Raw genomic sequence first — 14,395 nt, 5'->3', positions numbered from 1 at the left:
GGGTTGGGGCTTAGCTCCCGCTTGCAGAGTCAGAGAACCCACATGCGATGAGCAGCGCGCGCTCGACCTCCGGCCAACGCGCAGGCGGAAGGCGGGTGATGAGCGCCCCGAGCCGTGAGCGGTGAGCGAGGCTCACATGATCGAAGTTGAGGGAGCACACCGCCGGCATCCCGTCCTCTGGTGACAGCAGCACCTCTGTCTCCAGCCCGCGAATGGTCCGCGTGGCAGGCACGACGATGATCTCGTTGAGCGCGTCAATGACCTCGTCGCGCGTGAGAAGCAGAACGGGTCGCCGCTTGTCCGGGGAGGCGAACGTGTACCACCGGAGCTCACCGCGGAGCATTGAACTCGTCCCAGCCCTCGGCTTCCCACGCCAGGGGATCTTCCTCGGAAGAGAACTCCTCCCGGCCCGGAGGACTGGCTCGGTAGCTCGCCGCATCCGAACCGCCGCTCTTCGCAGCGGCGCTCAGCGCAAGTTTCGCCAGACGGACCTGCTCGTCGTGGGAGAGCTTCTGCACGAGAGGCCAGAGATCTTCTGCAGTGAGCATCGAGTCCATGGGAGCGCCTGGAAGAAGGCTATGAGGCGATGCCCGGAACTTCAAGCCGACGCTCGCCAGTCCGTTCTCCCCTCCGCTCAGCGCGTGTTGACGGTGATGCAGCTGGCGCCGCCCCGGATGCGCAGTTCGTAGCGGTGAGGCCGATCCTCAATGCCGGGGCTGGCCAGCCGGGTGGAGCCGCCCACGGCGCCCAGGTGCTGCTCATCGAAGTCGAGATCCGCAGCGCCTCCGTCGATCTCCATGCGCACCGCGGTGCCCACGGGGCGGTGGAAGACGACGTTGCTCACGCCTCCCTGGATCTCCACGGGGACGACGCTCGCGGGCTTGGGCAGCCGCAGGCGGATGTTGCTGGCCCCACCTCCCACGTCGAGCGAGCGCAGCTGCAGCGCGCTCAGGTCTCCCGAGATGTCCGACGCGCCCCCGTGCACCTCGAGCTGCCAGGGGATGGAGCCGTTGAGGACGATCTCCCCGCTCGCCTGGCTCCACGGCAGGGCCAGCTGGAGCCACGAGGAGAACGACAGGTGGTAGCGGACCGCGATGGTGCCGTTCTCTGCGCGCACCTCGGGCACCGGGCCCGTGAACCGGGCGCGGAAGAGCTCCGTCATCGTGGGGTCCACGCGCAGGGTGATGCGCGAGGCGCCCTGCATGAACTCCAGCCGGCCGCTGGTGACCTCACCGAGCGGGGCCGAGAACTCACGCGCCTCCCCTTCGCTCTGGAGGAAGGCGGCGGCCTCCGGGGGCAGAGAGGACTTCGACGCCGGGTCGTGGGGCATGGAGGGGTTCATGGCAGGGCTCCTGGGGTTCGACGGGGTGGTTTGAGGTGGATGCGTGTATACTGACGGTGCGAAAGGCTTCGAGGCGAGATATCTTAGTAGCTAAGATGTTCTAGAAATAAGAGGAGTTCACCACCATGTCAAGTGGGCAGGGGAAGCGCGCGGCTTTGCTGGAGTCGCTGCTGCGGGAGTTGAGGGACTTCAGTGATCAGGACGTGCTGTTCAGCCAGGCGCTGGCGGAGCGGTTGGGGATCAACCTGACCGACTTCAAGTGCCTGAGCATCCTGGAGCGGAACGGGGCGGTGACAGCGGGGAAGCTGGCAGAGCTGACGGGGCTGACGTCGGGGGCAGTGACGGGGCTGATCGACCGGCTGGAGAAGGCGGGGTGGGCGCGGCGGGTGAGGGATCCGAACGATCGGCGGCACGTCATCATCGAGGCCGTGCCTGAGCGGAGCGAGGAGTTCGAGGCGCTGTTCAGCAGCTCAGACAAGGCGATGGGCGAGCTGGTGGAGGAGAACTCCGAGGAGCAGCTGGAGTTCCTCGTGGACTTCCTCCACCGGACCGCGGGGGTGCTGCGCGACGAGACAGGGAAGCTGCGCACCGACTCCGGCAACCGGAGCGAGGGGCCTCCTGGGGAGTTCTCCAGCCCGCTCGGGGCGCTGAAGAGTGGGCGCCTGCGGTTCATGACCGGGGCCTCACGGGTGACGCTGCGCACCGATGCGCCACCGGAGCTCCTCTACCTGGCGCGCTTCGAGGGAAAGCCGCCCACCGTGAAGGAGGAGGCGGGCACGGTCTCCATCCAGTATCAGCGCTTCTCGCTGCTCGACTGGCGCAAGCAGGGGGCGCACATCTCCCTCAACGCGGCGATTCCCTGGCAGCTCGAGCTCAAGGGAGGCGTGAGCAAGCTGGAAGCGGAGCTGAGCGCGCTGAAGCTCGAGGGGCTGGAGCTGCTGGGGGGTGCCAGCGACTGTGTCGTGAGGCTCCCGCGGCCATCGGGCACGGTGCCAATCCGCGTGACAGGAGGCGCGAGCGATCTCACCCTGCACCTTCCTCCTGGAGCTGCCGCACGGCTCCAGGTGCGGGGTGGCGTGAGCAAGCTGGCGTTCCAGGAGCAGCGCCTGGGATCCGTGGGCGGGGCGATGAACCTGGAGAGCCCGGACTTCAAGAGCGTGGCGGACCGTTACGACATCGAGTTCGTGGGCGGAGCCAGCAACCTGAGCGTCCTCTCGCGCTGAGCGCGGGCCCGCCGTCAGCGGACGGTGGCCTGGCTCAGCGCGCGGTGCACCGCCTCCAGCGCCTTGCGCGCTTCGAGCAGCTCGGCCCGCTCCGCCGTGAGCGCCGCCACCTGCTGCGCCAGCACGTCCCGCTCGCTCTTCAGCGTCTCCACCGCGCGCTGCAGCGAGGCGGCCTCGTCCTTGGCCGTCTCCAGCTCCGCCGCCAGCCGCTCCTCCTCGGACAGGCTGTCAGCCAGGGCCTGCGTGCCCTTGGCGACCTCCGCCTCCAACTCCTCGCGCTCCTCGGCCGCCGCCTGCAGCGCCTGCCGCGACTCCTGCAGCGACAGCATCGCCTCGTCCCGCTCGCCCTCCAGTGCCGCCAGCTCGCGCTCCAGGTCGCCGAGCAGCTTCACCCGGCCCTCCATCTCCGACGACAGCCTCCGCGCCTCGTCCATCCGCAGGCGCGCTTCCTCCGTCGCCTTCTCCGACTGCCGCCGCGCCGCCTCCAGCTCCTGCGTCAGCGTCAGGTTCAGCCCCTTCACCCGGTTCAGCTCGACCTGGAGCGCGTTGATGCGCTCCACCGCCCGCATCCCCGCCTCGGACACCGAGGCCGGCAGCGGCTCTGGACGCGGGTTCTCCCGCACCGCCTTGAGCCGCTCCTTCAGCCGCTCGCGCCGAGCCTCCGGCGCCATGTCCTCCACGGGCGAGGGCGGCGTCTGCACCTCCACCTCCGTCGCCGGCGCATTTCCGTGCGCCACGGGCGCGGCCACCTGCGCCACCGGCACCTCCACGGATGCGGTGAGCGTGGAGGCCACCACGGGCTCGGGCTCCGCCGCCGTCAACCGCGGAGGCGGGGCCACGGCCTGAGGCCCAAACACCTCGGAGTGCACCGCGGCCATCGCCTGCGCCTCGGGCTGGGACAGCGGGGCCCGCAGGGCCGCGTCAATCGCCTCGGCCGCCGTGGGACGAGGCGCCCTCGCACGCTCAATGCGGGCACGCACCTCGGAGGACAGGTCCGGGGCGGCGGGCGCGGGGGCCTCCGCGACAGGCTCGGGCGCGTCCTCGGCGGTCTCGGCACCCTCGGGAGAATCCAGGAGGCCCGTCAGCGCACCAAGGCGGACGCGCGGCTTGGCGCGGGACACATTCTGTTCGAAGGCTTTCTTCATGGGCGAGCAGTGGGCGGAGGAGGAAGAGAAGGAAAGGGTCAGCTGGCCTTGGTGGCCTTGGCGCCGGCCTTGGGCGCCGTGGCCGCCATCAGCGGCAGAACATGGTCAATCATGGCCTGGATGTCGGTGGCGCCCTTGCTCGCCGGGTCGGCGACGAACACGGGGCGGCCCTCGCTGGAGGCCAGTGCGAACTTGGTGCATTGCCGGATGATGGTCGGCAGCAGGTACTCGGGGTAGTGCGTTTGCAGCGCCTCGAGTGCCTCTTTCGCCAGCTTGAAAGTGGCGTTGAAGGAGTTCACGACGATGAACACGTGGTCCAGCACGTGTTGCAGGTCCTCTTCCAGGCTCTGCACCGTCTCGAAGAGCAGCTTCAGGCCGTGGAAGGACAGGAAGTCGGCGAGCACCGGGACGAACAAGTCGTTGGCCGCCATCAGCGCGTTGAGGTTCAGCAGGCCGAAGGACGGAGGCGCGTCGAAGACGATGACGTCGTACTGAGCCTCGACTTCTTTCAGCGCGTTGCGCAGCTTGAACTCACGGCCGGCCATGGGCATCAGCGCCAGGTCCACCGTGGACATGCTCAGGTTGGAGGGCACGAAGTCCAGGTTGGGCAGCGTGGACTTCTGGATGACCTGCGACAGGGGCGCCTTGCGCACCAGCACATCCTGCAGCGTCTTCGGGAAGTCCTCGCCCTCGTAGCCCAGGCACTTGGTGGAGTGGCCCTGGCTGTCCAAGTCGATGAGCAGCACCGCGTAGCCCAGCTCGGCCAGGCGCCACGCATAGGAGGTGGACAGCGACGTCTTGCCCGTGCCGCCCTTGAAGTTGAGGAACAGCTGTCGGCGGTGGGTGATGACCTCCGGGTACTTCTGCAGCGTGGCGCGCAGCTCCCACAGGTCATCCGGCGTGTACGCGTCCTTCTTCAGGGCCTGGGAGAGCTCCTTCGCGGACACGCCGAGCATCTCGGCTACTTGCTTGGCGGTGTAGGTTGGAGCTTCCATCGAGAACCCTTCGTTCGACCCCAGGGCGACGTGGCGTCATGCCACGAAGTACTTGTGCCCCCGGCGTACCACAGCCCCACGGGCCAGCAGGAGGGTCAATGCCTCCTGAGCCAGCTCGACTGGAGCGGAGACAACCGCCGTCAGTTCACCCATTGACCGCCCCCGGATGGCCGAGCGGATGTCCGCCATCAGCGACGTGCAGAGCGCCTCCACCGGCGAGGGGCCCGGACGCGCCCCGGGAGCGCTCGGCTCGGCCGCGGAGGGCTCCCCGGGCGAGGACCGCGTGCCCATGACCGCCAGGGCGGTCCGGACGGAGCCCGAGCGCTCGGGAGCAGACGCCGGCACCGTGCGCGCCAGCGTCACGGGAGCCGCGGCCACCGGCTGCGCTGCGGGAGCAGGCACAGGCGCGGGAGCAGCGGCGCGGGCCACAGCGGGAGGCGGAGAGACAAGCTCCACCACGGGAACAGGACTCGGGGGCGGGCTCGCCTTGAGCGGCGCACGCACGGGCTGGGAGGGAAGCGTGGCGAGCCGACGGACTTCGCGCCGCCGCTGCGGCTCGTCCAGCCCCACCACCGACGAGACATCGTGGCCGAGGATGCGCGAGAGGCTCTGCGCGGCAGCCTTGCGCACGCGGAGCTCGTCATCCATGAGCGCCTCGAGCAGCAGCGTCCGGGCCCCCTCGCCATTGGCTGCACCGAGCGCCAGCGCGGCCAGGGCGCGCACCTCGGGGACGCTGTCGTGGATGGCCTCTTCACCCAGCCGCCGCGCCGCCGCGCCCTCCAGGCCCACCGCGAGCAGCGAGGCCCGCCGCCGCACGGAGCGGTCCGGATCCTTCATCGCCTGGGCGAGGTGCGGCGCGGCCTCATCGGGCGCCAGCGTGAGCAGGGCCTTGAGCGCGGAGATGCGGACCTCGGCCACGGGCGAGGCCAGCAGCGACGAGACAACAGAGGCCCCCTCCTCCCGGCACAGCCCGGCGAACGTCTGCAGCAGCACCACCTGCACCGCCGGATCCGTCTCGGCGTGCAGGGCGCTCGCGAGCGCGGGAGCCGCGGCGGGAAGAGCCAGGGCCTTGAGTCTCTCAGCGGCGCGAATGCGAGCGGCTGGGTTCGGAGAGGACAGCTCGCGCACGGAGAAGCCGAACAGCGTCTCGTCCGGGCTGCCCACCGGCCCCATCTGCCCGGACAGCTCGGCGAACTGCTGCGGGCTCACCGCCAACCGGCCCTCGTGGCGCAGGCGCTGTGCCTGCTGCACCACGGGCGACGCCGCCACCGCCCCACTCCCCTTCGGCACCACCGCCGCCGCCACGACGAGCCCCGAAAGCCCCGGCGGCACGCGCGGCTCATCCGGCACCGGCGGAGGAGGCCACTCATGCGCGGGCTTCGCGGCCACCGGAGCGGGCGTGAAGCGAGCAGCGGGAGCCTCCGCGTGAGGGTGCGCCGCGCCCGACTGGTTCAGCGCCTCGCTGCGCAGCTGCGAGATGAACGAGGCCAGGTCGATGCCGAGATCATCGTCCGCGTCATCGCGAACCTGATCCGCCGTGTGGATGCGCGTGGCATCGAGCAGCTTGCCCATGAGCTGCGTGCGCTCGTCGCGCAGCGCCTTGTTGAGGCGCGCCAGCTCATCGCGCTCGGTGTGGGCGCGGTTGACGCGCACCTCGAGCTCGGCCAGCTCGCGCCGGAGGACAATCTCGCGCCGCCCCGTCTCGGACAGCTCGCGCTTGAGGCTCCCCACCTCTTCCCGGGCTGCCTCCAGCTCGCGATGCAGCTGGTCCGCGCGGGCCTCGAAATAGACGATCTTTTCGAGTGCGCTCTTGAGCAGCGCGTCCGGACGCTCGTCACTCACGACTTGAAGAGCCCTCCACACAAGGCGCTGGGGTGCTCTGGGAGGGCTGTCCTACATAGGACACCAAGCCCCCCCCTGGGCACGGGGTCCGGGCACCTTATGTCAGACCCGAATGGCAGGTAAACCCCCGAAATAGTTGAGGCTTTCGCCTGATCGGGCCTCAACCCCATTGACAACACCGCGCGGGCCGATTTTTCGGCCTCGGCGCGTACAGGAGGGGTGTGCGCACGAGCCAGCGCCCGGCCTCCTGGCTGTCATGGGAGCCTGCAGCAGCCCTTCCCCCCTCTCGAGGTGATGACGCAGGCCCGCCGCGCATCTGTCCTCGGGCCATCACAGAGCGCCGCGTGCGAGCGCGTCAGCACCGCGCGCCATGCTGTGCAAGACGGCGGGATGCGGCACCTTCACGCGCGGACCGCGAGCTGATCAGCCGTGCGAGGGCAGGTGTTGCACGCGCGCGTGCGTGGCGCTTGCCGCGCTGGCTGGCCATCCCATCAGGCAGGGTTGATCAGCGAGGACATGCCCCCCAGATTCCGAAGGAAACATCGCTCCGGAGCCTGAAATTCGGCCTCGGAACGTTTCGAGGGCGGCAAGCGTTGATCCACCGCAAAGTTGATCCACTCATTTCCAACGCTGCGGGTTGATTCTCCCACAGGCTGCTCGGAAGCCGAGAAATCGGCCTTGGCGCCTGTTCACGACGGCACAGGTAGAACTGTGTGCGGTACGTCACTGCGACGGCACGGGGTGTGCGCGTGCGGTGCGAGCGGAGAGTCCTCCCGAGGCGGCTACGAGGATCCTGGGATGTCAGACTCCCTCCGTAATGTCCCTCTTACGCCGTCGCTCACAACGAGTGACGACTCCCTCGATGGCGCATCTCGCGACACCGAGGGTCAACGCCCTTCTTCGCAGGTGTCAGCAGCCATGGAACAGAAGCTGGCAGCTATCATTGGAGCTTCCGTGCGATCCGCACGGCAGCGCTTGGACTTGACCCAGGCCGATGTCGCTGAGCGCGTCGGCATTGCCACCGAGGTGTATGGCCGGCTCGAGCGCGGCCACATGTTGCCGAGCGTGAAGACGCTGCGGCGGCTGTGCTTGGTGCTCAACTGCTCGTCGGACGTGCTGCTGGGCGTCGCGTCGGCGGAGAAGCCGGTGGCGGTGGCGGAGGATCCGCCGGAGTACGGCGAGCGTCCCGAGGTGCGTCGCGTGCTTCGCACCCTGCGGCGCCTCGAGCCCGCGCAGCTGCGCCTCATCAGCCAGGTGGCTGGCGCCATCCGCTGACCGTTCGGCCTTCCCGCGGAGGAAGGCCGAGCGGCTGAAGTCTCCGCGCGCCGGTTGGCTTTTTTTCGCAACTCCTTGGCGCATGGAGAGAAGCGACCTGGGGCGGCAGGGGCGTACATCGCCCCCATGCGCCCCCCCCAAACGACGTCCCCTTCGCTGGACCTGCCGAGCCTCGCGGTACACGCGCTGTGGTGGGCCTGGTTCCCCGCCTTCGTGTTGAGCTGGAACCACCTGACGTGGACAGGCCGGGCGGCGATGTTAGTGGCGGGCTGGGCGGTGCTGTTCTGGAACTACGCCGTCCTGCACAACCACATGCACGTGCCCATCGCGAAGCCCGCGGCGCTCAAGTGGGGGGTGTCGCGGACGCTCGGGCTGTCATGTGGCTTCCCGTACCGGGGCTACTACCTGTTCCATTTCAACCATCACAAGTACAACGACGGGCCCGGAGACTGGGGGCGCCGTCAGCCCGGTGAGGGCGCGGTGCGCTACGTGCTGCGCAACGCGCTGCAGCCGTGGTTCTGGCCGTGGGCCATCGTCGGCAACGTGTGGCGGGCGGCGAAGACGCGCACGCAGCGCCTGGAGCTGGTGCTGGACTTCGTGGTGGTGGACGGCACGCTGCTGGGGCTCGTCTTCTGGGAGCCGGCTTTGGGGCTGAGCCTGTTCGCCCTGTGGCTGGTGGGCCAGGTCTCCATCTTCTGGCTCAACCTGGCGGCGCACTACGAGTCGGACTCGACGCGTCGGGACTCGCTGGCGGTCACCTCCACGTCCCGGTTCTATAATTTCTTCTTCTTCAACGCGGGCTATCATCAGGCGCACCACTTCTGGCCCCAGGTGCCGTGGCAGCACCTGCCGACGGCCACCCAGGAGCTGGCAGCGTCGGCCCGCGTTCGTCCAACACTGCAAACCTCGCTCTCCCCGATCAATCCCTTGTGGGTGGCGAAGGTGATCCGGGGCTATTCTGCCGAACCGTGCGACCGGCAGACGGAGTCGACGATTACCTCCGGGACCCCATCGGCCGTTACCTGATCGGCGATGGGTTCCTGCATTGGTACGCCTCGGCGGACCTGTGCGGGTTCATCGTGTGGCAGCGCGCTGACGAGCCGTTCATCCGCCGGCTGGTGCAGGTGCTGGACGTGGAGCGGACAGCGGAGGCGCCGCACCTGTCGCTGGTGGACTTGCGGCGGCTGGAGTCACCGGACCCCAGTGCGTTCCACCTCTTCGTCAACTACATGCGGCAGCGCGAGAAGGACTTCGCCGTGGCGGTGAAGCGCCAGGCGCTGGTGCGGCCGGAGGGAATCATCGGCGCGGTGGTGGGCGGGTTCTACAGCCTGCTGAGCCCCTCGTATCCCAGCCGCGTCTTCACGGACTCGGCCGAGGCGCTCACGTGGCTGGGCCTGACGCAGGAGCAGGGCACCGCGCTAATGGCGGAGCTGAACAAGCTCGTCGCCGAGGCCACGAATGAGTCGCCGCTGCTGCAGCAGCTCCACCGCGTGCTTCGGCCTCGGCTGGTGGAGGCGAGCCTGGCGGACACGGCGCGCGAGATGGGCATGTCCGAGCGGACGCTCCAGCGTCGCCTGAAGGAGGCCAACACCTCGTTCCAGGCCGAGCTGAACAACGTGCAGGTGCGCACCGCGCAGCAGCTCTTGATGGAGACGGACATGAAGCTGACGGCCGTCGCGGTGGAGGTGGGCTGCGCCTCGCTGCAGCACTTCAGCAGCTTGTTCCGCAAGCTCGTGGGCGAGTCCCCCAGTACCTGGCGTGACCAGCAGCGCAAGCAGCAGCCCCCGCCGCAGAGCTCCTCGGGCGAGTAGCGCTCAGCGGCGCAGGCGGCGAGCCTTGCCCAGCTGGATGCCGTCGGACTTCCTCTGCTTCGCGGGAGCAGCGTTCGCGGGAAGAATCGGATCCGGGCAGATCGAGCGCAGCCGGCAGCTCCGGCACTCGGCACCGCTCCACACGGCCTGGTAGAGCGCCGTCACCCGGTCGATGACGTCGAAGTCCTCGGTGACGAAACCGAGCTCGAAGTTGCGCGTGTCCTCGCCCTTGGCGCCCAGGCCCGCGCCCGTGAGGTTGGCGCTGCCCACGTAGGCCCACGCGCCATCCACCACCACCGCCTTGAAGTGCACGCGCGGGCACACCTTCAGCTCCAGCCCGCCGCGCACCAGCCGCTCGCGCGAGTCGAACGCCTCGCGGAACGGACGGCTCGGCAGCTCCGCGTGCAGCAGCCGCAGCCCCACCCCGCGCTTCGCGAGCGAATCGAACAGCTCCAGCACCGGAGCGAACTGGCCGCCCTGCTCCACGAACATCGCCTTCACGTTCGCCGTGGCGATCCACACCGACTCGCGCGCGTGCGCCAGCTTGGCCAGCACCACCTCGCGGTAGAGCGCGCGGCCTTGGAGCAGCTCCGCCTGCATGCTTCGCATCATGCGCCCACACTATCGCACATTCGCCTTCACGGCGAGTCCCAGGGGCTTCAGGAAGTGACCGAGGGTCATTGACGGCTGACTTCAGGTCCCTCATGACCGGCGCATGGTGAGCCATGGGACGGCGAAGGCGAAGCGGGCGGGACCGCAGCGGGCGCGCAGGGACGAGGACAAGGAGGCGCGGCGTCAGCTCATCCTGGCGGAGACGCAGGCGCTCTACACGGCCACCTCCTATGCGGAGGTGAAGATGGCGGATGTGGCGGAGCGCTCGAAGCTCGCCAAGGGGACGGTGTTCCTCTACTTCCCGACGAAGGAGGCGCTGTTCCTGGCGCTGCTGGGGGACCTGCTCTTCGCCTGGCTCGAGAAGCTGGAGGCGCAGCTGGGTGGCACCGAGGACCGGTGGACGGGGGCGAAGGTGGCGCGCACGGTGGCCGAGTCGCTGGAGGGCGAGGAGACGCTGACGCGGCTGTTGGCGCTGCGGCAGACGGTGCTCGAGCAGAACGTCACGGTGGAGCAGGTGCGCGGCTTCCAGGAGCGGCTGCTGGCGGCGGGGGGGCGCGTGGGAGCGCTGCTGGAGAAGCGGCTGGCGTTCCTGAAGCGGGGCGAGGGCGGGCACTTCTTCATCCATGTGCACGCGCTGATGACGGGGCTGCGGCAGCTGGCGGACGTGGCGCCGGTGACGCGCGAGATGCTGGACCTGCCCCACATGGCACCGCTGCGCGTGGACTTCACGCCCGAGCTAACGGACGCGCTGACGACGTTGCTTCGCGGACTTGAGGCCCGCTAACGGGAGCACACCGGGTTGCCCTCTCGGCAAAGAGTGGGTCAACTCAGGCCATGCCCACGCTCCGCTCCTGCCTGAAGGCCGCTGTTCCGCTGCTGCTGTCCCTCTTCCTGTTCGCCCTGCCCGCCGAGGCGAAAGGCCCCTCCGTGGTGGAGGAAAAGGGCCGCATCGTGTTCGTGGAGGCCAACGGGAAGAAGCTCCCGCTGACCTCCGGGGCACAGGACTCGCAGCCGAGCCTCTCGCCGGACGGAAAGGCCGTGGTCTTCGTCCGCAAGGGCTCCGGCAAGAAGCTGGAGTCCGCCGCGGGCGAAGTCGAGGCCAATGAGCTCTGGTGGATCAGCACCACGGGCGGCAAGCCCCGGCAGCTCGTGAAGTCCGCGGAGAGCGATGATCCGAAGAAGTTCCTCGGCGGGCTCCAGGCGCCCCAGTTCTCTCCAGATGGGAAGGCCGTGTACTTCATGAGCGCGGCCTGGGCGACGTCGAGCTCGGTGCACAAGGTGGACGTGGCCTCGGGGAAGACTTCGTTCGTCACGGACGGCAACACCCTGGAGGTCATCCCGCGCGGCGAGCACCAGGGGAAGCTCATCGTCCAGAAGCACAAGTACTTCCTGGGCGGCGGCACCTATGACTGGTTCTGGCTGGTGGATCCGGCGGGCAAGGAAGTCGGCCCCATCGGCGAGGACGAGAGCAGCTTCAAGGAGCTCTACGTCTCCGAGCCGCCCGCCTCACCCTGAGCGGAAGCCCAGGGCGGCGAGGCGTCCCGTCCGCCCGCTTGCTGTTCAGGGGAACGGCAGCGGGAGCAAGGCCCGGAGCTGGGGTGCGGTTGCTTCACCGTGCGGGACGGTTGAACATCCGGGGCATGTCCAAGAGCCAGATCCTCCAGAAGGCCGGTGCGAAGGCAATCGAGGTGGCGGTCGAAGCCTCCCGAGGCATTGTGGTGAGCGCGCGGGGCAGTCCGGCGACCATCGTTGCGTGCGGCGCTGCTGCGGCCCTCGTGCTCGTAGGGGGCGCCGTGGCTGCGGGCATCTACTACTCGATCAAGGGCCTGAAGGACGCCAAGGCCGAGCCGCAGCAGGCAGATCTCCCCGTGTGACTTCCATTCCCCTGCTCTACCGGCGCGGAGCCTTCCTCGTGGGGCCCGAAGTCGGAGGGCGGCGGGGACGCTCGCGAGGGAGCACGGGGATGTAGCAGGTGCCCTTGTAGAGCTGTCCGGTCAGGGACTCACACCCTTCGCCATCCTGCGTTTGTGGCACCCAACAGCCTCCATTGAGAGCGACCTGCCGCTTGTGCTGGCACCGTCCCTTTGCGTCCGGGACCGCCTGTCCCTCCTGAGGCTCGGGCAGCGGGTCGTCTGCCACAGCCTCGGGCGTGAGCACGCTGGGGGGCTTTTCCTGGACCATCGCCGCAACGGTCTCCCCGAGCGCTGCCGAGTCTCCCTCCTTCTGACTGGGCCCTGAGGCCTCGGCTCGAGCAAGGTCCGGCTTCCCGCGCACCTGGCTTGGGGCGAGCCACCAGGATCCGGCCGTCAGCCCCAGCATCACCACAGCCACCAAGAGCCCCGCTTCGACCTGTCCACGCGAGGAGGAGGAACGCCTCGCGGCTGGCGCGGGCGCACGAACCGTGGACGGTGTCTGAGCCGGGAGCTGTGGAGGATTCTCCGAGGAGGGCTCGCTCACGGACTCCAACGCCTGGGCAAGCTCGGCCGCAGTGCCGCGATCCTCGGGGCGCAGCGATAGCAGGCGCAGGATGGGCTCTCTCAGGGGCGGCTTTAGCTGCTGGAGCGCGGCGGGAAGGAGCACCTTCTCGAGGTGCCACTGGCCCTGGGCATCCTGAATCGGATGGGCGAACTCCGGGTATTCGCCGGTGACGAGCCGGCAGGCCGTGACGCCAAGCGCGTAGAGATCATCCGCGGGCCCCGCCGGATAACGAGCCGAGGTGTCCCAGAAGAACTGCAGTTCGAAGAGTCCCGCCTCGGGGGCACGGTAGGCCGGAGTGCCGGGCTGCACCTGGGGCGGCGTCAGCGTGGTGGCCTCCGGGTAACGGCCCGTGCCGAAGTCGGTGAGCATGGCCCGGCCATCCGAGCGCCGCACCAGCACATTGGCGCCCTTCACGTCCCGGTGGACGCATCCCTGTGCGTGGAGAGCAGCGAGGGCTCCCGCGAGCTGCACCACCCATTGGAGCACTTGCGCTTGAGAGGGACGGTTCCGCCGGGTCCAGTCGTAGAGCGGTATTCCGTCGATCCATTCGATGGCCAGGTAGGGGAAGACAAGCCCACTGGGATGCAGCCAGAGCCCGGAACCCACCAACTGCGGAACACTCGGGTGGCGGATGCGCGAAAGCAACTGGGCCTCGCGCACGAAGCGAGGATCTCTCGGCATCAGGGCCAGCTTGAGCGCCACCGGGGGAGCCTGAGGGTTGTCCATGGGAACCACGCGGTACACGGCCCCGTGAACGCCACTGCCAGCCCAGGCCACCACGCGCCAAGGCCCCACCACCGTGCCGGGAGGCAGGAAGGCGGGATGCGGCGTGAGTGAAGACTCGTCCGGCATGGTCGCCTCGCGGAGGTGGAGGGCGACGGCCTCCCACTGCCGCATCTTACCTGAGGAGTAGGATGCGGTCAGCTGGGTGCTGGCTTCCACTGTGTGTGATTTCACTGGCGTGGGACCGTTGGCATCACGCGGGAAGGGGGCCAAACATCTCCGCTGGGAGAATGCGAAGACGGCCGGTGGCAGGATCCATCCACCGCCAGCCGAGCCACCGCCACGCCTCTGCGGATGCATGGAGGATTCGCTCGTGAGCGCCGTCTACCGTGGCGATCTGTCCTTCTGGGAGCTGGTGAGCCGACCAGAGGCACTGTCCGCTCCCCGCGTCCCACACCTTCACCGTGCGGTCAGACGCCCCGGACACCACTCGCTTCCCGTCCGGACTCCACCCGCACGCATTCACAAAGCCCGCGTGCCCGCTCAGCGTCAGCAGGCACTCCCCGCTCCCCGCGTCCCACACCTTCACCGTGCTGTCATCCGCCCCGGACACCACTCGCTTCCCGTCCGGACTCCACCCGCACGCATTCACAAAGCCCGCGTGCCCGCTCAGCGTCAGCAGGCACTCCCCGCTCCCTGCGTCCCACACCTTCACCGTGCTGTCATCCGCCCCGGACACCACTCGCTTCCCGTCCGGACTCCACCCGCACGCAGTCACACCGCCCGCGTGCCCGCTCAGCGTCAGTAGGCACTCCCCGCTCCCCGCGTCCCACACCTTCACCGTGCGGTCAGACGCCCCGGACACCACTCGCTTCCCGTCCGGACTCCACCCGCACGCAGTCACACCGCCCGCGTGCCCACTCAGCGTCAGCAGGCACTCCCCGCTCCC

At 69.0% G+C, this 14,395-nt stretch carries 16 protein-coding genes; 7 read left to right on the top strand and 9 right to left on the bottom strand.

All coding sequences use genetic code 11. From position 1 onward, the window contains the following. Positions 1 to 10: 10 nt before the first annotated feature. The 3 genes from DB31_RS03830 to DB31_RS03820 form a co-directional block, all read right to left on the bottom strand. Positions 11 to 343: a type II toxin-antitoxin system PemK/MazF family toxin gene (locus tag DB31_RS03830; protein WP_044182462.1), complete on the bottom strand. Its 333-nt coding sequence runs from the start codon at positions 341 to 343 to the stop codon at positions 11 to 13. Next, on the bottom strand, positions 330 to 518 hold the full coding sequence (locus DB31_RS03825; protein WP_157231819.1) for a hypothetical protein: 189 nt from the start codon (positions 516 to 518) through the stop codon (positions 330 to 332). Before DB31_RS03825 ends, DB31_RS03830 begins: the two co-directional genes overlap by 14 nt. 116 nt (positions 519 to 634) lie before the next feature. Next, complete coding sequence (locus DB31_RS03820) at positions 635 to 1,342, bottom strand: hypothetical protein (RefSeq protein ID WP_052419700.1); 708 nt, start codon at positions 1,340 to 1,342, stop codon at positions 635 to 637. A gap of 125 nt (positions 1,343 to 1,467) precedes the next feature. Between DB31_RS03820 and DB31_RS03815 the strand changes: the two genes are divergently transcribed. Beyond that, positions 1,468 to 2,565, top strand: coding sequence for a MarR family winged helix-turn-helix transcriptional regulator (locus tag DB31_RS03815; protein ID WP_044182457.1), 1,098 nt, complete (start codon positions 1,468 to 1,470; stop codon positions 2,563 to 2,565). Positions 2,566 to 2,579: 14 nt separating this feature from the next. Here the strand turns inward: DB31_RS03815 and DB31_RS03810 are convergent, their stop codons facing one another. Genes DB31_RS03810 through DB31_RS03800 form a run of 3 tightly spaced genes read right to left on the bottom strand, consistent with a single transcriptional unit; the run spans position 2,580 to position 6,547 of the window. Continuing rightward, positions 2,580 to 3,710 (bottom strand): hypothetical protein, encoded by a 1,131-nt coding sequence (locus DB31_RS03810; RefSeq protein WP_044182455.1) that lies wholly within the window; start codon positions 3,708 to 3,710, stop codon positions 2,580 to 2,582. 38 nt (positions 3,711 to 3,748) lie between these two features. Continuing rightward, complete coding sequence (locus DB31_RS03805) at positions 3,749 to 4,705, bottom strand: ParA family protein (RefSeq protein WP_044182452.1); 957 nt, start codon at positions 4,703 to 4,705, stop codon at positions 3,749 to 3,751. Positions 4,706 to 4,741: 36 nt separating this feature from the next. Next, on the bottom strand, positions 4,742 to 6,547 hold the full coding sequence (locus tag DB31_RS03800; RefSeq protein WP_044182449.1) for a HEAT repeat domain-containing protein: 1,806 nt from the start codon (positions 6,545 to 6,547) through the stop codon (positions 4,742 to 4,744). Positions 6,548 to 7,465: 918 nt separating this feature from the next. On the opposite strand from DB31_RS03800, the gene DB31_RS03795 reads away from it, so the two are divergent. The 3 genes from DB31_RS03795 (at position 7,466) to DB31_RS03785 (ending at position 9,633) form a co-directional block, all read left to right on the top strand. Continuing rightward, positions 7,466 to 7,822, top strand: a complete 357-nt coding sequence (locus tag DB31_RS03795) for a helix-turn-helix domain-containing protein (protein ID WP_044182446.1) — start codon at positions 7,466 to 7,468, stop codon at positions 7,820 to 7,822. Between the two features lie 126 nt (positions 7,823 to 7,948). Continuing rightward, positions 7,949 to 8,848: a fatty acid desaturase family protein gene (locus DB31_RS03790; RefSeq protein ID WP_044182443.1), complete on the top strand. Its 900-nt coding sequence runs from the start codon at positions 7,949 to 7,951 to the stop codon at positions 8,846 to 8,848. An 80-nt stretch (positions 8,849 to 8,928) separates the two neighbouring features. After that, positions 8,929 to 9,633, top strand: coding sequence for a helix-turn-helix transcriptional regulator (locus DB31_RS03785; RefSeq protein ID WP_044183786.1), 705 nt, complete (start codon positions 8,929 to 8,931; stop codon positions 9,631 to 9,633). Between the two features lie 3 nt (positions 9,634 to 9,636). On the opposite strand, the gene DB31_RS03780 is transcribed toward DB31_RS03785, so the two are convergent. Further along, positions 9,637 to 10,242 (bottom strand): phospholipase D family protein, encoded by a 606-nt coding sequence (locus DB31_RS03780; RefSeq protein ID WP_044183781.1) that lies wholly within the window; start codon positions 10,240 to 10,242, stop codon positions 9,637 to 9,639. A 106-nt stretch (positions 10,243 to 10,348) separates the two neighbouring features. Here DB31_RS03780 and DB31_RS03775 point away from each other — a divergent pair, with 106 nt between their 5' ends. The 3 genes from DB31_RS03775 to DB31_RS03765 all read left to right on the top strand — a co-directional run bounded on the left by DB31_RS03775 (position 10,349) and on the right by DB31_RS03765 (position 12,119). After that, positions 10,349 to 11,029 (top strand): TetR/AcrR family transcriptional regulator, encoded by a 681-nt coding sequence (locus DB31_RS03775; RefSeq protein WP_044182440.1) that lies wholly within the window; start codon positions 10,349 to 10,351, stop codon positions 11,027 to 11,029. 50 nt (positions 11,030 to 11,079) lie between these two features. After that, on the top strand, positions 11,080 to 11,760 hold the full coding sequence (locus tag DB31_RS03770; RefSeq protein ID WP_044182437.1) for a TolB family protein: 681 nt from the start codon (positions 11,080 to 11,082) through the stop codon (positions 11,758 to 11,760). A 125-nt stretch (positions 11,761 to 11,885) separates the two neighbouring features. Further along, a complete protein-coding gene (locus DB31_RS03765) occupies positions 11,886 to 12,119 on the top strand; it encodes a hypothetical protein (protein WP_044182432.1) in 234 nt (77 codons plus the stop codon). A 16-nt stretch (positions 12,120 to 12,135) separates the two neighbouring features. On the opposite strand, the gene DB31_RS03760 is transcribed toward DB31_RS03765, so the two are convergent. Both DB31_RS03760 and DB31_RS03755 read right to left on the bottom strand, forming a co-directional pair. Beyond that, on the bottom strand, positions 12,136 to 13,575 hold the full coding sequence (locus tag DB31_RS03760; RefSeq protein ID WP_044183778.1) for a serine/threonine protein kinase: 1,440 nt from the start codon (positions 13,573 to 13,575) through the stop codon (positions 12,136 to 12,138). Positions 13,576 to 13,699: 124 nt separating this feature from the next. Next, positions 13,700 to 14,395: WD40 repeat domain-containing protein (locus tag DB31_RS03755; protein ID WP_044182429.1), on the bottom strand; the 696-nt coding region annotated here is incomplete at its 5' end.

Source organism: Hyalangium minutum (assembly GCF_000737315.1).
GTDB classification, from domain to species: Bacteria; Myxococcota; Myxococcia; order Myxococcales; family Myxococcaceae; genus Hyalangium; species Hyalangium minutum.
This window is presented reverse-complemented; position numbering and strand designations above follow the sequence as displayed.